At 60.3% G+C, this 20,821-nt stretch carries 26 protein-coding genes and 1 tRNA gene; 17 read left to right on the top strand and 10 right to left on the bottom strand.

Annotation, left to right across the window (positions count from 1 at the left end):
* The 3 genes from Q7V03_RS11830 to Q7V03_RS11820 all read right to left on the bottom strand — a co-directional run bounded on the left by Q7V03_RS11830 (position 1) and on the right by Q7V03_RS11820 (position 3,335).
* On the bottom strand, positions 1 to 1,080 hold the full coding sequence (locus Q7V03_RS11830) for a glycosyltransferase (protein ID WP_304925796.1): 1,080 nt from the start codon (positions 1,078 to 1,080) through the stop codon (positions 1 to 3).
* Complete coding sequence (locus tag Q7V03_RS11825; RefSeq protein WP_304925795.1) at positions 1,080 to 2,243, bottom strand: putative peptidoglycan glycosyltransferase FtsW; 1,164 nt, start codon at positions 2,241 to 2,243, stop codon at positions 1,080 to 1,082. The genes Q7V03_RS11830 and Q7V03_RS11825 overlap by 1 nt, the downstream gene beginning before the upstream one ends.
* Before the next feature lie 174 nt (positions 2,244 to 2,417).
* The gene (locus Q7V03_RS11820) at positions 2,418 to 3,335 is read right to left on the bottom strand and encodes a fatty acid desaturase (protein ID WP_304925794.1); all 918 of its coding nucleotides are present in this window, start codon (positions 3,333 to 3,335) and stop codon (positions 2,418 to 2,420) included.
* Between the two features lie 68 nt (positions 3,336 to 3,403).
* Between Q7V03_RS11820 and Q7V03_RS11815 the strand changes: the two genes are divergently transcribed.
* The gene (locus tag Q7V03_RS11815; protein WP_370651111.1) at positions 3,404 to 4,303 is read left to right on the top strand and encodes a helix-turn-helix domain-containing protein; all 900 of its coding nucleotides are present in this window, start codon (positions 3,404 to 3,406) and stop codon (positions 4,301 to 4,303) included.
* On the opposite strand, the gene Q7V03_RS11810 is transcribed toward Q7V03_RS11815, so the two are convergent.
* From Q7V03_RS11810 to Q7V03_RS11800, 3 genes are read right to left on the bottom strand one after another with little or no spacing between them, the layout of a single operon-like run.
* Positions 4,297 to 4,788, bottom strand: a complete 492-nt coding sequence (locus Q7V03_RS11810; protein WP_304925793.1) for a lipocalin family protein — start codon at positions 4,786 to 4,788, stop codon at positions 4,297 to 4,299. The genes Q7V03_RS11815 and Q7V03_RS11810 overlap by 7 nt on opposite strands.
* Positions 4,776 to 5,303 (bottom strand): hypothetical protein, encoded by a 528-nt coding sequence (locus tag Q7V03_RS11805; RefSeq protein ID WP_304925792.1) that lies wholly within the window; start codon positions 5,301 to 5,303, stop codon positions 4,776 to 4,778. The genes Q7V03_RS11810 and Q7V03_RS11805 overlap by 13 nt, the downstream gene beginning before the upstream one ends.
* 9 nt (positions 5,304 to 5,312) lie before the next feature.
* Complete coding sequence (locus Q7V03_RS11800) at positions 5,313 to 6,356, bottom strand: aldo/keto reductase (RefSeq protein WP_304925791.1); 1,044 nt, start codon at positions 6,354 to 6,356, stop codon at positions 5,313 to 5,315.
* A 151-nt stretch (positions 6,357 to 6,507) separates the two neighbouring features.
* Between Q7V03_RS11800 and Q7V03_RS11795 the strand changes: the two genes are divergently transcribed.
* From Q7V03_RS11795 to Q7V03_RS11765, 7 genes are all read left to right on the top strand, one after another.
* Positions 6,508 to 7,068: a YceI family protein gene (locus tag Q7V03_RS11795; RefSeq protein WP_304925790.1), complete on the top strand. Its 561-nt coding sequence runs from the start codon at positions 6,508 to 6,510 to the stop codon at positions 7,066 to 7,068.
* A complete protein-coding gene (locus Q7V03_RS11790; RefSeq protein ID WP_304925789.1) occupies positions 7,069 to 7,626 on the top strand; it encodes a cytochrome b in 558 nt (185 codons plus the stop codon). It begins immediately after the preceding gene.
* A 64-nt stretch (positions 7,627 to 7,690) separates the two neighbouring features.
* A complete protein-coding gene (gene metG, locus Q7V03_RS11785; RefSeq protein WP_304925788.1) occupies positions 7,691 to 9,409 on the top strand; it encodes a methionine--tRNA ligase in 1,719 nt (572 codons plus the stop codon).
* Between the two features lie 47 nt (positions 9,410 to 9,456).
* Positions 9,457 to 10,464 carry a GlxA family transcriptional regulator gene (locus tag Q7V03_RS11780; RefSeq protein WP_304925787.1) on the top strand — a complete coding sequence of 336 codons (1,008 nt, stop codon included), beginning with the start codon at positions 9,457 to 9,459 and terminating at the stop codon, positions 10,462 to 10,464.
* A gap of 256 nt (positions 10,465 to 10,720) precedes the next feature.
* On the top strand, positions 10,721 to 12,031 hold the full coding sequence (gene hisD, locus Q7V03_RS11775) for a histidinol dehydrogenase (RefSeq protein ID WP_304925786.1): 1,311 nt from the start codon (positions 10,721 to 10,723) through the stop codon (positions 12,029 to 12,031).
* Positions 12,028 to 12,507 carry a UPF0262 family protein gene (locus Q7V03_RS11770; protein ID WP_304925785.1) on the top strand — a complete coding sequence of 160 codons (480 nt, stop codon included), beginning with the start codon at positions 12,028 to 12,030 and terminating at the stop codon, positions 12,505 to 12,507. Before hisD ends, Q7V03_RS11770 begins: the two co-directional genes overlap by 4 nt.
* 2 nt (positions 12,508 to 12,509) lie before the next feature.
* Positions 12,510 to 12,962 (top strand): low molecular weight phosphatase family protein, encoded by a 453-nt coding sequence (locus tag Q7V03_RS11765; protein WP_304925784.1) that lies wholly within the window; start codon positions 12,510 to 12,512, stop codon positions 12,960 to 12,962.
* 79 nt (positions 12,963 to 13,041) lie between these two features.
* Here Q7V03_RS11765 and Q7V03_RS11760 read toward each other — a convergent pair whose 3' ends face one another.
* On the bottom strand, positions 13,042 to 13,407 hold the full coding sequence (locus Q7V03_RS11760) for a helix-turn-helix domain-containing protein (RefSeq protein WP_304925783.1): 366 nt from the start codon (positions 13,405 to 13,407) through the stop codon (positions 13,042 to 13,044).
* Between the two features lie 104 nt (positions 13,408 to 13,511).
* Between Q7V03_RS11760 and Q7V03_RS11755 the strand changes: the two genes are divergently transcribed.
* The 9 genes from Q7V03_RS11755 (at position 13,512) to Q7V03_RS11715 (ending at position 18,867) form a co-directional block, all read left to right on the top strand.
* Entirely contained in the window at positions 13,512 to 14,348 is an 837-nt protein-coding gene (locus tag Q7V03_RS11755; protein WP_304925782.1) for an SDR family oxidoreductase, read from the top strand.
* A gap of 125 nt (positions 14,349 to 14,473) precedes the next feature.
* Positions 14,474 to 14,881, top strand: coding sequence for a nuclear transport factor 2 family protein (locus Q7V03_RS11750; protein WP_304925889.1), 408 nt, complete (start codon positions 14,474 to 14,476; stop codon positions 14,879 to 14,881).
* Entirely contained in the window at positions 14,878 to 15,483 is a 606-nt protein-coding gene (locus tag Q7V03_RS11745; RefSeq protein ID WP_304925781.1) for a GNAT family N-acetyltransferase, read from the top strand. The genes Q7V03_RS11750 and Q7V03_RS11745 overlap by 4 nt, the downstream gene beginning before the upstream one ends.
* Positions 15,484 to 15,556: 73 nt before the next feature.
* Positions 15,557 to 16,447, top strand: coding sequence for a carbon-nitrogen hydrolase family protein (locus tag Q7V03_RS11740; protein WP_304925780.1), 891 nt, complete (start codon positions 15,557 to 15,559; stop codon positions 16,445 to 16,447).
* A 201-nt stretch (positions 16,448 to 16,648) separates the two neighbouring features.
* Positions 16,649 to 16,867 carry a translation initiation factor IF-1 gene (gene infA, locus Q7V03_RS11735; RefSeq protein WP_054005112.1) on the top strand — a complete coding sequence of 73 codons (219 nt, stop codon included), beginning with the start codon at positions 16,649 to 16,651 and terminating at the stop codon, positions 16,865 to 16,867.
* Positions 16,868 to 16,922: 55 nt separating this feature from the next.
* Entirely contained in the window at positions 16,923 to 17,498 is a 576-nt protein-coding gene (locus Q7V03_RS11730) for a nucleoside triphosphate pyrophosphatase (RefSeq protein ID WP_304925779.1), read from the top strand.
* Complete coding sequence (locus Q7V03_RS11725; protein ID WP_304925778.1) at positions 17,495 to 18,520, top strand: ribonuclease E/G; 1,026 nt, start codon at positions 17,495 to 17,497, stop codon at positions 18,518 to 18,520. Before Q7V03_RS11730 ends, Q7V03_RS11725 begins: the two co-directional genes overlap by 4 nt.
* A complete protein-coding gene (locus Q7V03_RS11720; RefSeq protein WP_304925777.1) occupies positions 18,517 to 18,693 on the top strand; it encodes a DNA gyrase inhibitor YacG in 177 nt (58 codons plus the stop codon). The genes Q7V03_RS11725 and Q7V03_RS11720 overlap by 4 nt, the downstream gene beginning before the upstream one ends.
* A gap of 98 nt (positions 18,694 to 18,791) precedes the next feature.
* A tRNA-Phe gene (locus tag Q7V03_RS11715) sits at positions 18,792 to 18,867 on the top strand.
* A gap of 53 nt (positions 18,868 to 18,920) precedes the next feature.
* Here the strand turns inward: Q7V03_RS11715 and Q7V03_RS11710 are convergent.
* From Q7V03_RS11710 to Q7V03_RS11700, 3 genes are read right to left on the bottom strand one after another with little or no spacing between them, the layout of a single operon-like run.
* The gene (locus Q7V03_RS11710; RefSeq protein WP_304925776.1) at positions 18,921 to 20,018 is read right to left on the bottom strand and encodes a tyrosine-type recombinase/integrase; all 1,098 of its coding nucleotides are present in this window, start codon (positions 20,016 to 20,018) and stop codon (positions 18,921 to 18,923) included.
* Positions 20,018 to 20,257 (bottom strand): AlpA family transcriptional regulator, encoded by a 240-nt coding sequence (locus Q7V03_RS11705; protein WP_304925775.1) that lies wholly within the window; start codon positions 20,255 to 20,257, stop codon positions 20,018 to 20,020. Before Q7V03_RS11705 ends, Q7V03_RS11710 begins: the two co-directional genes overlap by 1 nt.
* Complete coding sequence (locus Q7V03_RS11700; protein ID WP_304925774.1) at positions 20,257 to 20,718, bottom strand: hypothetical protein; 462 nt, start codon at positions 20,716 to 20,718, stop codon at positions 20,257 to 20,259. Before Q7V03_RS11700 ends, Q7V03_RS11705 begins: the two co-directional genes overlap by 1 nt.
* Between the last annotated feature and the right edge of the window lie 103 nt (positions 20,719 to 20,821).

Genomic DNA, 20,821 nt, shown 5'->3' with positions numbered 1-20,821 from the left:
CTAACTCGCCAAAGCCTCAACCAGCGCGACCAGTCGGTCGGTCGCATCCGGTCGGCCCTGCGCTTGCGCCTTACGCGCCATATCTTCCGCGCGCGGCGGATTTTGCAAAACAGCAGCCATTTGGGCGCTTAAGCTCGCCGCGTCAAGCTGAGCCTCTGCAATCAGCACCGCAGCCCCTGCCTCAACCAGCCCGCGTGCGTTGGCGGTTTGGTGATCGCCCGTTGCCGCCGCAAACGGGATCAAAATTGACGGCCGCCCGATCACCGAAATATCCGCCACCGAAGACGCGCCTGAACGCGAGATCACCAATTGCGCTTCGGAAAGACGGCGCGGGATGTCGGTGAAGAACGGCTCGACCTCGGCGCGCACGCCTGCTTCTGCGTAGGCTGCAACCACAGCGCCCAAATCTTCTGCCCGCGCTTGATGCGCCACGCGCAGGTGCCGCCGCAGGCCTTCGGGCAAGGCTGCAACCGCCGCAGGAACCACCTGCGACAAGATCCGCGCGCCTTGCGATCCGCCGATCACCAGCATCTCCATCGGGTAGTCGCCGGGCGCGATATAGCCCGCACCCACCCGTTCCAGCACCGAAGCGCGCACGGGATTGCCGGTATGGATGCCCTCAACCCCGCCGGGCAAAGCCGTAGGCCAAGTGCCGCAAGCCACTTTATCGACGCGCTTGGCGAACACAGTGTTCACCCGGCCCAACACGCCGTTTTGCTCGTGGATCATCCGCGGCCTGCGCAACATCCACGCCGCCGTCAGCGCCGGGATCGACGGATAACCGCCAAAGCCCACCACGACATCCGGCCTGTCGCGTAAAGACGACAGCAGCGCCAAGACAACACCGCCCGCAATCCGAAACGGCACCGCCAGCTTGGCCAACACGCCGCCGCGCGCGAAGGTCGCCGAGGATAGCTCTACAATCTCGACCGCTTGCGGAAAGCCCCCGGCATAGCGCGCACCACGCGCATCGGTTGACAGTTTCACCCGCCAACCCTTGGCAATCATCGCCTCGGCCAAGGCCTGCGCCGGGAACATATGCCCGCCGGTGCCGCCCGCTGCAATTAACAGCAAAGGCATCAGCGCCCCCGCTTGAAAATATCAGACATCTGACCCTGCGGACGTGAACGGGTCATCGCCAAAAGCATCCCCACCGTAATCCCCGCCGCAATCACCGAACTGCCGCCATAGGACACAAACGGCAAAGTCATCCCCTTGGCAGGCAGCAAGCGCACCGCCACCCCCATATTGATCATCGCCTGCACGCCAAAGATGCACGCCAACCCGGTGCCCGCCAAACGGGTGAACGGATCCCGTTCCCGCGTCAAGCGCACAAGGCTGCGCACGACCACCGTCGCGTAAAGCGCGATGATCACCAGCACCAGAACAAGGCCATACTCCTCTGCCGCAACCGCGATGATAAAGTCGGTATGCGCATCGGGCAGCGTCCATTTGACTTGGCCCTCACCCACACCAACGCCAAAGAAACCGCCCTCTTGTATGGCGCTGGTGGCATAGCCCATCTGGCTGCGCGGATCGACATCCGAGTTCAGAAAACCGTCAATCCGCCGCGCGAAGTGTTCGGACGAATGATAGGCGGCAAAGCCCCCAACCCCGGTCAGACCCATCACCGTTACGATCAAAATCATCGGCGCGCCCGAGACGAAATAGATCACGCCCCAGCCAAACAGCACCAACATGGCTTGGCCAAAATCCGGCTGAAACGCCAGAAACAGCACCACCGTCACAGTCAGCGCAAATGAGATGAACTTACCGGGCGGGCCGTTGATATCCTGACCCGATGCCGTCAGCCATGCGATGACAATCATGAAGCCGGGCTTCAGAAACTCGGACGGCTGCACCGAGGCAAAGCCAAAGCTGAACCAGCGGATAGCTCCTTTGCCAAAATCGGTGCCAAACACCGGCAACAGCATCAGCGCCAGCATCGACACTGCAAAGCCCAGCACACCAAGCCTGCGCACCATCACGGGCGACATCATTGACACGCCGAAGATCGCGGCCATCGCCATGCCACCGAAGAACGCCTGCCGCGTGACATAGTAATAGGGATCCAGCCCGTTGCGCTCGGCCAAGGGCACCGAAGCCGCAAGGCCCAAGAGCAGCCCGATGGCAAACAGCACCAGCACCGCCGTCAGCGTCCATTTGTCAATCGTCCGCCACCAGCGGGGAATTACCGGTTCCGATACCCTGCTGGGCATCGAGCCATAGACCATCTCAGTCATGGAAAATCCGCCTGTTTTGCCGTCTGCTCTGCCGATACCGGGTTTCCCCGATACTGCCGGGTTGTCCCGGTCTAAGCCAAAGACTAGCCAAAACGAAGCACAAAGGCCAGCAGAAACAGGGGGTCACAAATCGCTTCGGTGGCAATTCTCCGCCACACACGCCGCGCGCGGCGCCTACAGTTGATCCTGCCCGGCGGCATCGTGCCGAACCGGCCAGATCGGATGCGGCACCGGGTCTTTCGCGTGCCAAAAATACTGCCGAAAAATCTGGCCATAGTTGCGATAGACGTAAGCCTGGTTGCGGCGCAGATAATGCTCACGCCGACTGGCATAAAGCGCTGGCAACTCATACCAAGGCACAGCAGGATGCATGTGATGCACGACGTGGAAATTGTTGTTCAAAAACAAATAGCTTAACGGGCCGCGATCCTCGATCACCACGGTGCGGGCGCGAAACGCCTCATGCGCGCGGTGCTCCAGATAAGTGCGTATTTTCAGCAAACCCGTGCCAAGATAAACTGCCAGCAGATAAGCCCAGGTCGGCATCCCCACCCATTGCAGCCACAGCAGCACGGGCACCAATCCGATCAGATGCAAGCCCCAGGCCAGCAAAACCCGGCCATCGCCCGCGCGCAGCAAGGCCAGTTCATTGCGCAGAAAGATAAAGCTGCCCAAAGCCGGGCCAAGCAGCATTCGTCCAGCCAAGGTGTTGTTCCAACGCAACAAAACCCGCATAAGCGGCGCGGTTTTGGCCCAGACTGCAGGCTCCAGATAATGCGACTCGGGGTCATCATAGGGGTCTGTCAGCGCCGGGTCGAAATGGTGCTGCAAATGCAAGTCCTTGAAGCGCAGATAGGGCGCGAAGGGCATCAGCGCCGGAAACACCAGCGCTTCGTTCAGCCATTGCGAGCGAAACGGATGCCGATGCAACACCTCATGTTGCAATGACGAAAACTGCGCCAAGGCGATCCCGGTGAGAAAGATCGACACCGCGCCCGTGCTGGCCCAAACCCAGCCGCCCAGCGCAAATCCGACATAAGTCGCCAGCAAAACCCCCAAAGTCGGCCATTCGATAATACGAGTCTGCGGCATATCTTTCCTCATCAAGGGGTTACAGTCGTATGCTAGCACTTGCCAAACCGCTGCGGAACTCAGAGGATATGCAACATCCCATCACCATTGCGGATAATACAAAACAGATGCCGGATTTTATCGACAAGCGCGACCGCGCCCCGTTGTTTCGAACCCGCCTAGCCGAGGCCATGACGCAACGCGGCACCAGCCAGGCTGCCTTGGCCCGCGCCACCGGGGCGGATCGCTCGACGGTTTCAGCGCTGCTTGCCCCCGGCATCCGGCTGCCCAATGCGCAACTGACCGCCGATTGCGCCACAGCTTTGGGGGTGTCTTGCGATTGGCTTTTGGGCCTGACCGATCGGCCCGAGCCGGTGGATGCGCTGCTTGCCAGCTCCGTGATCTTTTCCGAAGCGCCGCGTGCGTTGTTTGACCAAGAGCTGATCGGCTGGCACCGCGCCGCTGCGGGCTATAAAATCCGCCATGTCCCGGCCAGCCTGCCAGACATGCTAAAGACGCCCGAAGTGGTGGCTTGGGAATATGCAGACTACCTTGGCCGCTCGGCTGATCAGGCGATTGCGGCGTTTCAAGACCAACTGGATTGGATGAAATCCGCGCAATCCGATTACGAAATCGCTATGCCACTGCATGAAATATCGAACTTTGCCAAAGGCTTGGGCTATTGGTCAGGCCTGCCGCTGGCCGCCCGCCATGCGCAGATGGATCATTTGATCGCAATCTGTGACACGCTTTATCCCGCGCTGCGGCTGTATCTGTTTGACGCGCATCGGGTCTATTCCAGCCCGGTCACGGTGTTCGGACCGCATCTTGCCGCCGTCTATCTCGGCCGCCAATACATCGTGTTTCGCGACCCCGACCGGGTGCAATCCATCCTGCACCATTTTCACGGACTGGTGCGCGCAGCCCCGTTTGGCGCGCGTGGCGTGCGCGATCATCTGGCGCGATTGCAACGGCTTATGGATCAGTAAACCACCAACCCCCGCGGGTCATAGCCGTTCCATTCGAAGATATCCCGCGCCGCTTTTAGCCGATCCGGCGGAAACGGCCCCCGGTTCAGAATGAAGCCCAGCCGACCGTTCGGGCTGCCGACCACCAGCGTGCGATAATCGCCGTCCGCCCACAAAATCCACCACGGCCCCGGCTGCCCCGGCACCGCGAACCGCCCGACGGTCTCGGATGCCATCGTCCCCGCCGCCGCCATCTGTACGCCGGATTCGCACAAACGGTAGCGGATTTGCAGCCCGCCGGCGCCTCGCGAAATCTCGGCACCGCCCGGCTTGCAGCCCTCGCCGCCGAAAGCCGCCACCTGGCTCCAAGTGCCAACCAATCGGTTTTGATCCATCACCGCATTGGAATACATCGGCGCATCGGGCGCGCGGTAGCGCCCAACAACCACGGTTTTTGGGGCTGCCACACAGGCGCTCAGCAGCAAAAGCGCGATCAGTCGATACAAAGGGTCACCATCACGCCGTTATCCTGCAAAATTTCATTACAGCCAAACAACGGCGCGATTGGCGCGCAAGTATTTGATCTGGCGAGGCAATCGCCCTCACAATCGCTTTTCTTACGGCAAGACTTGCCCGCATCGCGCATCCTGTGCACGCAACTCATCCCGCCCGCTTTGCCCGCAACAGACCACTGCCCGCCCTTTTTGGCACAAGCCAGTTCTTCCGGCCCCAGCACCCGCGCGGGTTCTTCTGCCACCGGCGGCGCAGCGGCTTTGGCGGGATCGACGGCTGCGGGATCGGGCTGCGCCGCTACAACTTGCGCCCGGTCAGGCTTTGCAGGTTCCGGTTTCACGACATCTGCCGCCGGATCAGCCACACCCGCCACTGCAGGCGCATCCAGCGAGGTCACCGCAATCGCATCGCCGGTGATCGGGTTGGCGCTATCGCTGGGCTTCGCCAACTTGCCGCTGGCCAAAGTGCAGCCCGCCAACACCAGCGCCAAAATCATGCAAAACCGCATCGCGCGCCCTTAGTACGGCATCGGATGCGCGCGGTGTGCCGCATCAATTTCGGCCAGAACCTCGGCGTCCAACACAACATCCGCCGCCCCCAAAGCCACCTCAAGCTGCGCCAGATCGGTGGCACCAATGATCGGAATACAGGGGAACGGCCGCGCCATGCAAAACGCAATCGCCATCTGCGCCGGGTTCAACCCGTGCCGCGCGGCGATGCCCAGATAGGCCGCCACCGCCGGAAACACCTGTGGCGTCACCCGTCCCGACAGGGTCGGGTTCACCGCTCGCCGCGTGCCTTCCGGGATCACATCGCCGGCATATTTGCCCGTCAGCAAGCCAGTGGCGAGTGGCGAGAACGCCAGCAACGGCATATCCTCCAGCGCCGACAATTCGGCCCAATCGCTGTCAAACTGCCGACACAGCAGCGAGTATTCATTCTGTACCGTCGCCATCCGCGGCAGTGCATGCGTGTCGGCCAGCGCAAGCCAACGTCCTGCCCCCCAAACCGATTCATTGGAAAGTGCAATATGACGGATTTTACCCTCTGCGATCAGATCGGCCGATACCTGAAGCATTTCAAGCATATGTGCTTCAATATTCGCCTTATCTCCGCCCCGCGGGTCAAAATGCCAAATGTCGCGAAAGTGATAGGCAGCACGGTTGGGCCAGTGCAGTTGATAAAGGTCGATGTAATCGGTTTTCAGCCGCAGCAGCGAATCTTCCACCGCCGCCCGCATCACTGCACCCGTCAGCGGCGCGCCACCGCGCACGGCGTCCTGCCCCTCTCCGGTCACCTTGGTCGCCAGCACCAGCCGATCGCGCCCACCCCGTGCGGCAAGCCAAGTGCCAATGATTTCCTCGGTACGTCCCACGGTTTCCGCCCGCACCGGATTGACCGGATACATCTCGGCAGTGTCCCAGAAATTCACGCCGTGATCCAACGCCAGATCCATCTGCGCATGGCCCTCGGCCTCGGAGTTCTGGCTACCCCAAGTCATCGTGCCCAGTGAAATCGCCGATACCGAAAGCCCCGTCTGCCCCAATCGCACTTGCCGCATCGCGTCCTCCTGTTTCAGCGCAGACTAGGCGGCGCGCCCTGACAAGGAAAGCCCCCGTGCAGGACCCGATCAGACCGAAGTCTGACCTCACGCGAATTTGTGCAGCCTTGACCATTTTGATGTTACATTACGTTAGGATAAGGAGGCTTACATGCGCATAATGCTGTTGCTTTTAGCGCTCGGGGCCAGTCCCGCCTTCGCTTCCCCTGCCACATACACCCTGCAACCCGATGCCTCGCTGATCGGGTTTGAAACCGATTTCGGCAGCGATAAAATCACCGGACAGATGCCGATCACCCGCGCCGATCTTACGCTCGATTTCAAGAATGTCAGCGCCAGCCATGTTGCTGTGACGCTGGATTCCGCCCATGCCGAGGCCTCGTTTCCCTTTGCCGCGCAGGCGATGAAGGGGCCGAAAGTTCTGAATTCAAAGGAGTTTCCGCAGATAAGCTTTGAAAGCACCTCGGTCACCGCCAAGGGTGAAGGGGCCGAGGTCAAGGGCCAAGTCACCATTCGCGGCGTCACCAAGCCGATGGTGATGCAGGCGATGATCTGGCGGCAGAAAGGGCATGAGGCGGGCGATCTCAGCCATCTGACCATCCGGCTGACGGGTACCGTCAACCGATCCGATTTCGGCGCGGTGGGCTGGTCGGATATGGTCGGCGATCAGGTGCGCTTGGATATTCTGGCCCGCATTGCGCGCAGTGATTAGATGTGGCGAAATTCTTCCACCGGGTTTGGCCGGATCTCGCGCCTGCTGCATTGGACCATGGCGGCGCTGATCTTGGCTTTGTTGGTGCTTGGCACCGCACTTGGCTGGATTAAGCCCAATCTTTCAACGCTCTGGCTCTATGGCCTGCACAAGACCATGGGGCTGACAGCACTTAGCCTCGCCGTGATCCGGCTGATCTGGCACCGCATCAGCCCGCCACCACCGCCGCTTGGCCCCGCCGCACACTGGCAAAACCGCGCTGCCCGCGCCACCCATCTGACACTTTACGCGCTGATGCTGGCGATCCCGCTGTCCGGTTGGATCGCCAGTTCCGCCACGGGTCTGGATCTGGTGATCTTTGGCCAGATCACCCTGCCCCCCATCGCTCCCACTTCGGAAGCACTTGAAAACGCTGGCTTTGCCGTGCACGGCATCCTGACCAAACTGCTGATGGCGCTGCTGCTGGCCCATATCACCGGGGGGATTTTGCGCGGGCTGAAAGGTGACGCCACGCTGCGACGCATCACAAAAGGCTTAGAATCCCCCTCTAGGCTTTAACCTCGTCTGGCCCTTGGCCCGCGCATCGGGTAAACGAGGCGCAACTGACGGGAAAGGGCATCGCATGGCACGGATTCTGATCACCTCCGCCATTCCTTATATCAATGGCATCAAGCACTTGGGCAATCTGGTGGGCAGCCAACTGCCCGCCGATTTGTTCGCGCGCTACAACCGCGCCCGCGGCCACGAGGTGATGTTCATCTGCGCCACGGATGAGCACGGCACGCCTGCCGAGCTTGCAGCCGCCAAAGCCGGCAAGCCTGTCGCCGCATATTGCGCCGAAATGCATGATGTACAGGCCGAGATTGCGCGCGGCTTTCGATTGTCGTTTGACCATTTCGGGCGCTCGTCTAGCCAGCGCAACCATCTGTTGACGCAGCATTTCGCAGGCAAGCTGGCCGAGGCGGGGCTGATCCGCGAGGTCGAGGAATCACAGATCTATTCCATTGACGATCACCGCTTTCTGCCCGACCGCTATATCGAGGGCACCTGCCCGAATTGCGGCTATGAATCTGCCCGCGGCGATCAATGCGACAACTGCACCAAGCAGCTAGACCCCACCGATCTGATCAACCCACATTCGACGATTTCGGGATCAACCAATCTTGAGGTGCGCAAAACCAAGCATCTTTATCTGCGCCAACGGTCGTTGCGCGATAAGCTAGAGGCTTGGATTGACAGCAAAAAAGACTGGCCAATTCTGACCACTTCAATCGCGAAAAAATGGCTGAACGACGGCGACGGTTTGCAGGATCGCGGCATCACCCGCGATTTGCACTGGGGCATCCCGGTCAAAAAGGGCGATCAGATCTGGCCGGGGATGGAGGGCAAGGTGTTCTACGTCTGGTTCGACGCCCCGATCGAATACATCGCCTGCACTGCGGAATGGGCCGATGCGCAGGGCTTGCCAGATGCCGCGTGGCAACGCTGGTGGCGCACCGATATGGGCGCGCAGGATGTAAGCTATTACCAGTTCATGGGCAAAGACAATGTGCCGTTCCACACGCTGTCTTTCCCCGCGACCATTCTGGGGTCGGGTGAACCGTGGAAGCTGGTCGATTACCTCAAGTCCTTCAATTACCTGAATTATGACGGCGGCCAATTCTCCACCTCACGCGGGCGCGGCGTGTTCATGGATCAGGCTTTGTCGATCCTGCCGTCGGATTACTGGCGCTGGTGGTTGCTAAGCCACGCCCCGGAATCTGCGGATTCTGAATTCACTTGGGAGAATTTTCAGGTTTCGGTGAACAAAGACCTGGCGGATGTGCTGGGCAACCTCGTCAGCCGCGTCACCAAATTTTGCGTCGCGAAGTTCGGCAGCGAAGTGCCAAGCGCCGGCGAATTTGGCGAACAGGAAGCCCGGCTGATCGAAGACCTCGGCACCCGCATCAAGGACTACGCCGCCTGTATGGAGACGATGGAGGTCCGCAAGGCGTCCGCCGAGTTGCGCGCAATCTGGGTGATCGGCAACGAATATCTGCAAGCCGCAGCGCCTTGGACGGTGGTGAAAACCGACCCCGAGCGCGCGCAGGCGATGATCCGCCTTAGCCTGAACCTGATCCGGGTTTATGCCATCCTTTCCGCACCCTTCATCCCCGATGCGGCCGCCGCCATGATGGCCGCAATGGGAACGGAGGATTGGACTTGGCCCGATGACGTGGCCGCCGCGATGACAGCCCTGCCCGCAGGTCACGCCTTCAGGGTGCCGGAAAACCTGTTCCGCAAAATCACCGACGAAGAACGCGCCGATTGGCAGCAACGCTTCGCGGGCATTCGCACCTGATGCAGCCTGCAGGCGGTTCTGCTATGCTTGCGCCCGAGGGGGCCGTTATGAGCGATGCGCAGAAATACGTTGCCAAAGGCTCGGCGCATGTGATGCTGCCCGGGCATCCAGAGCCGCTGGACGTGGCCTTCGTGCTGCTGCCGAAATTTACCATGCTGGCGTTTTCCTCGGCGATCGAGCCTTTGCGGATGGCCAATCAACTGACGCAACGGGTGCTGTTTCGCTGGCAGGTGCTGTCAGATGATGGCGGCCCGGTGGCCTGCTCCAACGGTGTACCCATTATGGTCGATGGTGCTTGGGGTCAGGCGAAACCGGAGGGCATGGTGCTGGTCTGTTCTGGTGTGGAACCCGAGGGCAAAGCCAGCCAAGCCTTGGGCGATTGGCTGCGGTCGTTGTGGCGGCGGGGGCGCGTGGTGGGGGGGCTGTGCACCGGGGCCTATGCTTTGGCGCAAGCGGGCATTCTGAAGGGTCACCGCTTTACCATGCATTGGGACAATATCGACGCTTTTGCCGAGAACCACCCCGATCTTCTGCCCGCGCGGCAAGTGTTCTGCATTGATGACCGGGTGATGACCTGTGCAGGCGGTGTCGCAGCCGCCGATCTGATGCTGAAGCTGATCAACGACCGCTTCGGCCCCGCCTTGGGGCAAGAGGTGATGAACATGTGCCTTTTGACCCAGCGCAGGCAGGAAGAAGATCTGCAAACCACCTCGCTTGCCGCCCGCCTTGGCACCCGTCACGACAAATTACTGCAAGCGGCGGCCTTTATGGAGGCGCATATCGAGGAGGACTTTGAACTTGATGCCTGTGCGGCCCATCTGGCCCTGTCACGCCGCCAGATCGAGCGGCTGTTCAACCGCTATCTCAACATCACGCCCGTTCGCTACATGAACGACCTGCGTTTGGCGCGCGGGCGCGCGCTTTTGGCGGAAACCGATCTGAAGGTGACAGAGGTGGCGGTGGCCTGCGGTTATGCCTCGACCTCGCATTTCTCGAAATCGTTTCGGAAGAAATACGGCACCTCGCCCTACCGCTTCTCACATTTTGGCGGTTAAAGCGGTTCAGGTTTTCAGGGAAACAAAAGCATCGGAAACCGCGTTCGAGGGAAACGCGAGGCCGCGGTGTCCGATCCCTTGTAAACCCGCACCGCTCTGAACGCCTGTTGGCAGGATCTGACAGTGCGGCTTACGCCGCAAGCCTCTTTAGCGCTGACGCGCGGTTGGGATGCGACATCAACGTCTGTCCTCTGCGTTTTTCTTGCAGCACCTTGCCCCAGCCGCTATGCAAGCGCAGCAATTCCCGGAGGCCGCCATGCCCAGTTTTCTGTCAACCCAGGACGCCGACTTTGAGGCGCGTTTCAACGCCCTGTTGGGAATGAAGCGCGAGGAGGCCGAGGATGTCGATCAGGCCGTAGCGGGCATCATCGCCGATGTCCGCGCCCGTGGCGATCAAGCCGTGCTGGATTTGACCACCAAATTCGACCGACTGACGCTGACGGCTGAAAGCCTCGCCTTCACCCCGGACGAGATCGAGGCAGAATGTGCCAGAGTATCGCCCGAAGATCGCGCGGCATTGGAACTCGCCGCACAGCGCATCCGCGCCTACCACTCCCGCCAAATGCCAAAAGACGAGATGTGGACAGACAGCGCAGGCGCAAGCTTGGGCTGGCGCTGGACGCCTGTCTCTGCCGCGGGCCTTTATGTACCGGGCGGCACCGCGTCTTATCCGTCATCCGTGCTGATGAACGCCATCCCCGCCAAAGTTGCGGGCGTGCAGCGGCTGGTGATCACCTGCCCGACCCCCGGCGGCATCGTCAACCCGCTGGTGCTGCTGGCGGCCCGGATCGCAGGTGTTGACACCATCTACCGCATTGGCGGCGCGCAGGCGGTGGCGGCCCTCGCCTATGGCACCCAAACCATTGCAGCAGTTGATAAAATCACCGGGCCGGGCAATGCCTATGTGGCCGCCGCCAAGCGCCGGGTGTTTGGCCGGGTTGGCATTGACATGATCGCCGGGCCGTCAGAGATTCTGGTGATCGCGGATCGTGACAATGACCCCGACTGGATCGCGCTCGATCTGCTCAGCCAAGCCGAACATGACACATCTGCCCAATCTATCCTGATCACCGATGACGCCGCTTTTGGTCAAGCCGTTGCTCTTGCCGTCGAAAAGCGCCTTGTCACGCTGGAGCGTCGCGATATTGCGGGCGCATCTTGGCGCGACAATGGCGCGGTGATCATCACCCGCGATCTGCATGAGGCAGCGGCGCTGTCGAACCGCATAGCCCCCGAGCATCTGGAGCTGTGCACCGCAGATCCCGAGGCGTTGAGCCTTGAAATCACCCATGCCGGCGCAATCTTTTTAGGGGCATGGACACCGGAAGCCATCGGCGATTACGTTGGCGGTCCGAACCATGTGTTGCCCACCGCCCGCTCGGCACGGTTTTCTTCAGGATTGAGTGTGATGGATTTTGTCAAACGCACCACCTTGGCCAAAATGACGCCCGAGGCGCTGGCGCTGATTGGCCCCGCCGCTGAACGGCTGGCGATCTCGGAAAGCCTGCAAGCGCATGGGCTGTCGGTGCGCGCGCGGCTGGATCGCTTGAACGGCGGGGCGGCATGACCAACCGGATTTGCGCCATCGACATTGATGAGAAGGGCCTCGCCCGTGTCACCCCGACCATCGAGCAGGAACGCAATGTCGCGATCTTTGATCTGCTGGAGGACAACACCTTCACCCTGCCTGCACGCGACGACCGCGCCACGGTGCCGGGGCCGTACCGCTTGGGTCTGGCGATCCGCGAGGGGCGGCTGGTGTTTGATATCGCCAATGACGCCACGGAAAAAGTTGGAGAGTTCCATCTGTCGCTTGGGCCGTTCCGCCAAGTGGTGAAAGACTACTTCCAGATCTGTGAGTCGTATTTTGAGGCCGTCAAACGCTTGCCCCCCAGCCAGATCGAAGCCATCGACATGGCAAGGCGCGGCATCCACAACGAGGGCGCGCGGGTGTTGCAGGAACGGCTGGAGGGCAAGGCCAAGGTCGATATCGACACCGCCCGCCGCCTGTTCACCCTGATCTGCGTTCTGCACTGGGGCTGATGATGGCATTTCCGCAATCGGTGCTGTTCTGCTGTGATCACAACGCTGTTCGCTCTCCGATGGCCGAAGCGATGATGAAGAAATTCTACGGCCAACGCGCCTATGTGCAATCGGCGGGGGTGAAGAACGATATGGAGGTCGACGGCTTTTCCATCGCCGTCTGCGCCGAGTTGGGCATCGAGCTCGCCCGCCACCGCGCGCGGTCGTTCGAGGAAATGCAAAATCTTGGCGACGATCTGGGCCAGTTCGATCTGATCATAGCGCTATCCCCCGCCAGCCAACACGCCGCCCTCGATCTGACCAAATCCTACCATCTTGAGGTCCAATACTGGCCGATCATCGACCCGACAGCCTTGGGTGAGGGTCGCGATGCCAAACTTTCCGCCTACCGCCAAGCCCGCGATCAGATCAAAATCCGCATCCTCGACCGCTTCGGCCCGCCAACCGAACTCTAAACCCCTAAACTTTATCTAAAATTTGCTTTCAGACTGGCCCAAATATCCCACGGGGTTTGGGGGTGTGAAACCCCCAACCTTATCCCCGCACAGCCCGCGCCGCCTGCATCTGCGGCAAATTCGCCTCAATCCAGCGACCCAACGCCCCTACCAGTTCTGCCGCCTCCGCTCCCAGTACGGTCAGCGAGTATTCCACATGCGGCGGCACCACCGGATGCGCCACCCGCAGCACCAGCCCGTCGCCCTCCAAAGCCTGCAATGTCTGCGCCAGCATGCGCTCTGACACCCCGCCCACCCGTCGCCGCAGGGCCGAGAATCGCAAGGTGCCATCCTGCAAGGCAAACATCACCAGCACCCCCCATTGGCTGGTCAAATGCTTCAACACCGCCCGTGACGGACAATCCGCTGCCAGCACATTCGGCGGAAACTCCACCTCGACATTCATCCTGCACCCCTTCGCGGCAAAACTTTAAACTAACAGAAATGTACGTACTTCCCTTTCGTAAGTACAGGCGTATCTCTGCGCCATCGACCACACAGGAGACAGCCATGACCATCGCACTCACCGGCGCCACAGGTGCCCTCGGCCAACTCGCCCTTAAAGCCTTGAAAGCCCGCGCGCCGCAGGCTGATCTCGTCGCCCTCGTGCGCGACCCCGCCAAGATCAGCGGCACCCCGGCCCGCGCTTTCGACTATACCAAGTCCGAAACCCTTGCGCCTGCCCTCAAAGGCATCGACACGCTCGTGCTGATTTCCTCGAACGATTTCAACGACCGTGCCGGACAACACCATGCAGTGATCACCGCCGCTCAGACCGCAGGCGTCAAGCGCATCGTCTACACCTCGATCCTCAAAGGCGACGCCTCGCCGATGATCCTGGCGCAAGACCATATCACCACCGAAGCCGCCCTCAAGGCCGCCGGCATCCCCGCCACCATTCTGCGCAACGGCTGGTATACCGAGAATTACACCGGATCACTGAAAGCCTCGGTTGAACACGGCGCCCTGATCGGCGCTTCCGGCGATGGCCGCATCGCTTCTGCCGCCCGCGCGGATTATGCCGAAGCCATCGCGGTGACGGCGCTGGACGACAGCCATGCAGGCAAAACCTACGAACTCGCAGGCGACGTGCCCCATACGATGGCCGATTTCGCCGCCGAAGTCTCAAAGCAAACCGGCAAGACCATTCCCTTCAACAATCTGCCGAAAGACACCTACGCGGGCATCCTGCAAAGTTTCGGCCTGCCCGAAGCCTTCGCCAACATCCTTGCTGACTGCGACGACACTGCCTCCCATGGATCGCTGCTGGATGAAAGCCACACCCTGTCAAAACTGATCGGCCGACACACCACGCCAATCGCCGCCACGATCAAGGCGGCGCTGTAAGCGCAATCCAAGCACCTTGCGACAGTGGGCAACCCCTGTCGCAAACCGCCGCCATCCTGCCGATCCCGGTCTGGACCATGCCTGCCCCGCGTGCCACCATGCGCAAAATCCTGCATGAGGCCGCCATGACCCGATCCGCCCGCAACACCGTCACCGCCTATTACGCAGCTTTCAACGCCGAGAACCCCACGGGCATGCTCGCCTGCGTCACCGATGGCATCGAGCACCGCGTCAACGAGGGCGGCATCCGGCTTGGCCGCGAAAAGTTTGCCGAATTCTGCACGCATATGGGCGTGTCCTACCGCGAGCAGCTGAAAGACATTGAGATTTTCGTCAACGAGACGGGCACCCGCGCCGCCGCCGAATTCGTGGTCCACGGCGCCTATCTTAAAACCGACCCCGGGCTGCCCGAGGCCCGCGGCCAGACATACATCCTGCCCGCCGGGTCGTTCTTCGACCTTCAGGACGGCAAAATCTCCCGCATCACCACCTTCTACAATCTCAACGACTGGATCGCTCAGGTCTCGGTGTGACCGCCGATCTGGCCGCTGAGATCGAGGTGCGCGCCCTGACTGGCCCAGCACTAGAGGCCGCCTTGGATGATGTCGCCGCCCTGCGCATCGCGATTTTCCGGGATTGGCCCTATCTTTACGACGGAAACCTCGACTACGAACGGGCTTACCTGCAAACCTACCGCGACAATCCCGGCGCGCTTTTGGTCGGCGCCTTCCATGAAGGTCGCTTGGTCGGCGCCTCGACCTCAACCCTGATGGAGGACCATGCCGAGGCGTTCTCCGCCCCGTTTCGCGCCCTGAACACCCCCCTCACGGAAATCCTCTACGGTGCCGAATCCGTGCTGCTGCCCGCCTATCGCGGCATTGGTCTGGGCCACCGCTTCATTGATCTGCGCGAAGACCATGCCCGCGCCATGCACCGTGCCTATGTCGCGTTCTGCTCGGTCAAACGCCCGGAAAGCCATCCGATGAAGCCAGAAAACGCCCGCTCTAACGATGCCTTCTGGATGGGCCGGGGTTACGAGCCGCTCCCTGGCGTGCTGGCCGAATTTGCGTGGAAAGACCTAGGTGACAGCGCAGAAACCACCAAACACCTGCAATTCTGGATGCGCAAACTGTAGGGTGGGGTTCCACCCCACCGCGCCACCGCCCCATAACGGTGGGTTAAAAACCCACCCTACCCAAAGGCCCGCCATGATCCTCGCAGCCGCCGCCTACCCGCTCTCCCGCCTTGTCGATTTCGCGGAATATACCAACAAACTGACCATATGGGTTGAAGACGCCGTAGCAATGGGCGCGAGCCTGCTGGTTTTTCCGGAGTATGGCAGCATGGAACTGGCCTCGCTTGCGCCCCGCGAAGTCTCGGAAGATCTTGAAGCGGCCTTGCACGCAGTCGCCCGCCACGGCCCTGCCGTCGATGCTCTGCACTGCCAACTCGCAGCAAAGCATACCCTCTATATCCTTGGGGCCTCCGCCCCATATTTCGGCACGACCCGCCCCTCCAACCGCGCCACCCTCTACGGCCCGAACGGCATCATCGGCCATCAAGACAAACAGATGATGACCCGATTTGAGCGCGAGACTTGGAATGTGGTCGCAGGCAACCCGCTGCAACTGTTCGACACCCCCATAGGCAAAATCGGCGTGCTGATCTGCTATGACAGCGAGTTTCCCCTGCTCGCCCGCGCGCTGATCGAGGCAGGCGCGCAGATTATCCTCGTGCCGTCCTGCACCGACACTTTGGCCGGATATACCCGCGTCAAAGTGGGCGCGATGGCCCGCGCGCTGGAAGGTCAATGCGTCGTCATTCACGCTCCAACTGTGGGCCTGTGCGATTTCTGCCCCGCTGTGGACGAAAACGTAGGCGCCGCCGCGATCTACGGCCCCTCTGACAAAGGCTTCCCCGAGACCGGGATTCTCGCCCAAACCGCGCTGAACGAACCCGGCTGGGCCATCGCCGAAATCGACCTTGCCGCCGTCGAAACCGTGCGCAGCACAGGCTCCGTTTTCAACCACAAACACTGGCCCGAACAAGCCGTCCGCGCGGCCCAAACCGTCGAAATCGTTAAAAATCCCTTAATATGACCGCCCTATCCATCTGTAATCAATGAATAAAAAAAGGTCCCGAGTTGGGACCAGCCCATCCTTTGGGTCCAAATACCCCCGCCGGAGGCTCTTGCTTTCCTCCCAAAGCACCCCGATTTTCCCCTTGAAAATCCCCCGCAACAAGTCCATATCGCCCGCAATGCCTGCGGCTTCCGCGGGCTAAATCCTATTGGAGAGACCATGGCCAAGGAAGATATCCTCGAATTCCCCGGTGTCGTGAAGGAACTCTTGCCCAACGCGACATTCAAGGTTGAACTCGACAACGGCCATGAATTGATCGCGGTGATGGCAGGCAAGATGCGCAAGAACCGCATCCGGGTTCTGGCAGGCGATAAGGTGCAGGTCGAAATGACGCCTTACGATCTGTCGAAAGGCCGCATCAACTACCGCTTCAAGTGAGCGTGTCCCGAAAAGTGGGTACCGGTTTTCGGATCAAGACGCGCGGGGCAAGCTGATGCGGTTCATCCTCGGATCAGGCAGCCCGCGCCGGAAGGAACTTCTGGCGCAGCTTGGCATCATACCTGACGCCATCCTCCCTCCCGACATCAACGAAGACCCGCATAAGGGCGAACTGCCGCGCCCCTACTGCGCCCGCCTCGCGCGGGAAAAGGCGCTTGCGGTCATGGCAAGCCCCGATGATATCATCCTGACCGCAGACACCACGGTTGCCCTCGGCCGCCGTATCCTCGGCAAACCCGCCGACGCAGGCGAGGCGGCGCGGTTTTTGACCGACCTCGGCGGGCGGCGGCATCAAGTCATCACCGCCATCGCGGTGCGCCGGGGTGACAAGATCTGGAGCCGCGAAAGTGTCTCCGCCGTGAAGATGAAACGCCTGTCCGACGTAGAGCTGAACGCCTATCTCGCCTCACTGGAATGGCAAGGCAAAGCCGGCGCCTACGCCATCCAAGGCGCTGCTGGCGCGTTCATCCCGTGGATTTCCGGCAGCTTTACCGGCATCGTTGGCCTTCCCTTGGCTGAAACCGCAGCTTTGCTTGCCGCCGCAGGCTACCCCGTCTGGAAAAGCCAATGACCCGCACCGTCCTCTTAGATACCCTGAAAGACCGTCCTGCCGCCGCGCTGATCGTGGATGGCCAGCTTGATGATCTGGCGATTGACCCGATCACCGACGCCCCACTGCCGGGTGCAATCTACCGCGCCGTCGCCGACCGCCCGATGAAGGGCCAAGGCGGGTTGTTCGTGAAGCTGCCCGAGGGCTCAGGTTTCTTGCGCCAAACCGCAGGTATCGCGCCGGGCCAACGCCTGCTGGTGCAGATCACCGGACCGGCTGAGGCAGGCAAGGCATACCCCGTCACCACCCGCCTGCTGTTCAAATCCCGTTATGCCATCGTCACCCCCGGTGCCCCTGGCCTGAACATCTCACGTCGCATAAAAGACGAAGCACTGCGCGATGGTCTCGAAGCCCTCGCCAAAGCTGCCATGAAGGGCGCTGATGAGGCGCTTGGCCTAATCCTGCGCTCCGCCTGCACCCATGCCAATGATGACGAAATCGCCGAAGACATCGCCGCAATGCGCGAATTGGCGCAAGCCGTTCTGGCCGACACCTTGGGCAATGCCGAACTGCTGGTCGAGGGCGCAGGCGCGCATGAAACCGCTTGGCGCGACTGGGCCGATCCTGAACCCGATGAGGTGATTGAGGGCGGTTTTGCTGACCACGACGTGCTGGAGATGATCGACGCCCTCCTAACCCCGCGCGTTGACCTTGGCCAAGGTCACATGATGATCGAGCCCACCCGCGCCCTATTAGCGGTTGATGTGAACACCGGAAATGACACCTCACCCGGTGCAGCTTTGAAGGCCAATATCGCCGCTGCCCGCGAACTGCCACGCCAACTGCGCCTGCGCGGCCTTGGCGGCCAAGTGGTGATCGACTTCGCACCGATGCCGAAAAAAGATCGTGCCATCCTCGACCAAGTCATCCGCGCCGCGTTCAAATCGGAATCCGAGATCAATCTAGCGGGCTGGACCACGCTTGGCCTTTACGAGATCACGCGCAAGCGGGATCGCTTACCGTTGACCGAGGTGTTGGCATGACCTGCCCGATTTGTGCCCGCAAATCGGACGAGAAATACAAGCCCTTCTGCTCACGCCGCTGCGCAGATGTTGATTTGGGTAAATGGCTTACCGGCAGTTATGCCATCCCCGCTGCGGCGATTGACGACGAAAACCCGGAAGATTTAAGTGACCCGAAGCACCGCCCGCAATGATCTACTGCGCAGTGCATTTTTCTGGCAAAACCCTCTGGACAGCCCCGCGCCTGTAACGTATCACCCCGCCACCAAGCAAGGTAATGCCTTGTAGATGTGCCCGGATAGCTCAGTTGGTAGAGCAGCGGATTGAAAATCCGCGTGTCGGCGGTTCAATTCCGTCTCCGGGCACCACATTATCCCATTGTTATCGCTAGATAATTTCGAGTTCACAGATCAATCCTTTCTTACGGCTTGACGCTTTTGGGAAAATGTTTGACAACTTTTGTTCGCCGTTCAGTCTCACTCTCGAGGGTTTCAATGGTCTTGCGGTTGCTATCTGCAAGGCGCGCATTCCTAGAGTAGTGATGCGCCATGCTCTCAGTTTTCTGACCTAGCAAATCGGCAATCTCTCGCGGATGCACGCCTGCCTCGCGCAACACGGTCGCGACTGTGTGGCGCAGGCCCTTCAAAGTCAGATCAGCGGGGATTACCCCGGCTTCAACCTGCTTTACCTTGAATCGGTGCCAGACAGTCGAAAACCCGTTGTAAGTCCACGGTAGGCCAGAAGCGTTCGCCAGCACAGTCAAGGCGTCATGCTTGGGTGACGCGTCAAAAGCTGCCTGCAAATTCGGGGCAATGGGCAACGGAACCTCTTGCCCCGTTTTGCCGCGACGTGCCCAGATAACGCCTTTTGCGATTGCATCGCGGCGCAGGTGCAGAGCGTCCGAAGGGTCAAGGCCAGTGTTTGCCATTAACGCCAGCGCGACCCGGATATGTGCAGGAGCTAGGGCAAGAACGGTTGCCCGCTCGTCGTCGGTCCAAGGCCGGTTTGCATAGGCCAGGTCGCGCGGTCGCGGCTTTACAATCACGGCTTCGGCAAAGTTGGCGCTAATCAGCCCCTTGGGCACACAATGGCGGAAAACTTCGCTCAGAAAAGTGCGCAGCATATTTGCCTGACGCCAGCCAATCTTGCTTGCCGCCTTCTCGTGGATTCCGGCAATCAGCGGCGTGTCGATAGAATGCACCGGGGTGTTGAGGATCTTCTCAAGGAAAGCTGCACACTTGCGATAGTCGCGCCGGGTGCGGTCTGACAGGTTTTTGAAATGATCCTCGGCAAAGTAAATTGCGATGATGCCGCCCAGCGTTCCCGCTTTGGGTTGCTTCGATTTCAACGCGTCGGCCAAAGCTTTGATTTTCTCGCACTCAGCGAAAAACTGGGCGCTGCCAATCGGTGCTTTTTCAAGGTCGATCTTGTGCCCGGTCGCGCGATGATAGCACCGCAAAGCAAAAGGCAATTTCTTATCCCTGAATATCTTAAAACCTTTGACGCGAATAACTGTCATCAAAGCCTCGACAGAATGGCTTCGCGGCTGTTGTCAGCATCGCCTGTCTTTTCGGTGTCTATCCACTGGTCGAGGTCGCGCTTGTCATATCGCAGAACCTTGCCGCCCAAATTGACCGGCTGGACGTTGCAGCAGACCTTGAAATGCTTAGCAGCCACGAAACCGCAATAGCTTGCGGCTTCGGCCTCACTCATCATCCGCTTTTCGGTGACGTTGATATTGAGGTTCGCGCTTGCCATTACGCTTCCTCGCTGATCTTCGCGAATTTTTCCGATAGCCGCTGCATGATCGAGGCATAGTCCACCACCACGTAGCAGCCATAGCATTTGTCAGCAGAAAGCATCTGCTTCAAGTGATGGCTGATACCATCAGCGCCGTAAACGACTTCGGAGTGAAGGCCCAATTCTCGGTGCTTTGCCCCAATGAAATACGGCTTTGCGCTACCTCGGATTTCATCGGCCATCTGCGGCGCGATTCCACCCGCGAACCCAGCCAGCTCATGGCTACCGACCGAACCGATGACCTCAGAAAAGACGGCGATGGAAAATAGCTCGTCCCAAGAAAACCGCTGCCACCCAATCGCCGCACTCTTTTCGAAGGTAAAGTATCCGCGTTTCCGCCAAGTCTTGACGGTTTCAACCTTTTCGTCGGTCAAAGATGCGACTTCCGAGACTGTGAACGTGAGGTCGGTAAGGTTCATTCTCTGTTCCTAAATATCTATCGGGCCACCCGAACCCGTTTGTGGATGGGTTCAGATAAACCCGTTGATCCCCCTGTGTCAATACGGGTTTTTCCGAACCTGT

The organism is Cypionkella sp. (assembly GCF_030652235.1).
Taxonomy (GTDB): Bacteria; Pseudomonadota; Alphaproteobacteria; order Rhodobacterales; family Rhodobacteraceae; genus Cypionkella.
The sequence above is the reverse complement of the archived record's forward strand: the minus strand, read 5'-3'. Positions and strand labels throughout refer to the sequence as shown.

Bases quoted from the DNA above. Each gene is read 5' to 3' on its own strand.
- Q7V03_RS11830 (WP_304925796.1), bottom strand. From the start codon at position 1,080: ATGCCTTTGCTGTTAATTGCAGCGGGCGGCACCGGCGGGCATATGTTC.
- hisD (WP_304925786.1), top strand. From the start codon at position 10,721: ATGCCCAGTTTTCTGTCAACCCAGGACGCCGACTTTGAGGCGCGTTTC.
- metG (WP_304925788.1), top strand. From the start codon at position 7,691: ATGGCACGGATTCTGATCACCTCCGCCATTCCTTATATCAATGGCATC.
- infA (WP_054005112.1), top strand. From the start codon at position 16,649: ATGGCCAAGGAAGATATCCTCGAATTCCCCGGTGTCGTGAAGGAACTC.
- Q7V03_RS11765 (WP_304925784.1), top strand. From the start codon at position 12,510: ATGGCATTTCCGCAATCGGTGCTGTTCTGCTGTGATCACAACGCTGTT.
- Q7V03_RS11815 (WP_370651111.1), top strand. From the start codon at position 3,404: ATGCAACATCCCATCACCATTGCGGATAATACAAAACAGATGCCGGAT.
- Q7V03_RS11700 (WP_304925774.1), bottom strand. From the start codon at position 20,718: ATGAACCTTACCGACCTCACGTTCACAGTCTCGGAAGTCGCATCTTTG.
- Q7V03_RS11825 (WP_304925795.1), bottom strand. From the start codon at position 2,243: ATGACTGAGATGGTCTATGGCTCGATGCCCAGCAGGGTATCGGAACCG.
- Q7V03_RS11760 (WP_304925783.1), bottom strand. From the start codon at position 13,407: ATGAATGTCGAGGTGGAGTTTCCGCCGAATGTGCTGGCAGCGGATTGT.
- Q7V03_RS11820 (WP_304925794.1), bottom strand. From the start codon at position 3,335: ATGCCGCAGACTCGTATTATCGAATGGCCGACTTTGGGGGTTTTGCTG.
- Q7V03_RS11795 (WP_304925790.1), top strand. From the start codon at position 6,508: ATGCGCATAATGCTGTTGCTTTTAGCGCTCGGGGCCAGTCCCGCCTTC.
- Q7V03_RS11805 (WP_304925792.1), bottom strand. From the start codon at position 5,303: ATGCGGTTTTGCATGATTTTGGCGCTGGTGTTGGCGGGCTGCACTTTG.
- Q7V03_RS11790 (WP_304925789.1), top strand. From the start codon at position 7,069: ATGTGGCGAAATTCTTCCACCGGGTTTGGCCGGATCTCGCGCCTGCTG.
- Q7V03_RS11725 (WP_304925778.1), top strand. From the start codon at position 17,495: ATGACCCGCACCGTCCTCTTAGATACCCTGAAAGACCGTCCTGCCGCC.
- Q7V03_RS11730 (WP_304925779.1), top strand. From the start codon at position 16,923: ATGCGGTTCATCCTCGGATCAGGCAGCCCGCGCCGGAAGGAACTTCTG.
- Q7V03_RS11720 (WP_304925777.1), top strand. From the start codon at position 18,517: ATGACCTGCCCGATTTGTGCCCGCAAATCGGACGAGAAATACAAGCCC.
- Q7V03_RS11755 (WP_304925782.1), top strand. From the start codon at position 13,512: ATGACCATCGCACTCACCGGCGCCACAGGTGCCCTCGGCCAACTCGCC.
- Q7V03_RS11710 (WP_304925776.1), bottom strand. From the start codon at position 20,018: ATGACAGTTATTCGCGTCAAAGGTTTTAAGATATTCAGGGATAAGAAA.
- Q7V03_RS11750 (WP_304925889.1), top strand. From the start codon at position 14,474: ATGACCCGATCCGCCCGCAACACCGTCACCGCCTATTACGCAGCTTTC.
- Q7V03_RS11780 (WP_304925787.1), top strand. From the start codon at position 9,457: ATGAGCGATGCGCAGAAATACGTTGCCAAAGGCTCGGCGCATGTGATG.
- Q7V03_RS11705 (WP_304925775.1), bottom strand. From the start codon at position 20,257: ATGGCAAGCGCGAACCTCAATATCAACGTCACCGAAAAGCGGATGATG.
- Q7V03_RS11770 (WP_304925785.1), top strand. From the start codon at position 12,028: ATGACCAACCGGATTTGCGCCATCGACATTGATGAGAAGGGCCTCGCC.
- Q7V03_RS11800 (WP_304925791.1), bottom strand. From the start codon at position 6,356: ATGCGGCAAGTGCGATTGGGGCAGACGGGGCTTTCGGTATCGGCGATT.
- Q7V03_RS11740 (WP_304925780.1), top strand. From the start codon at position 15,557: ATGATCCTCGCAGCCGCCGCCTACCCGCTCTCCCGCCTTGTCGATTTC.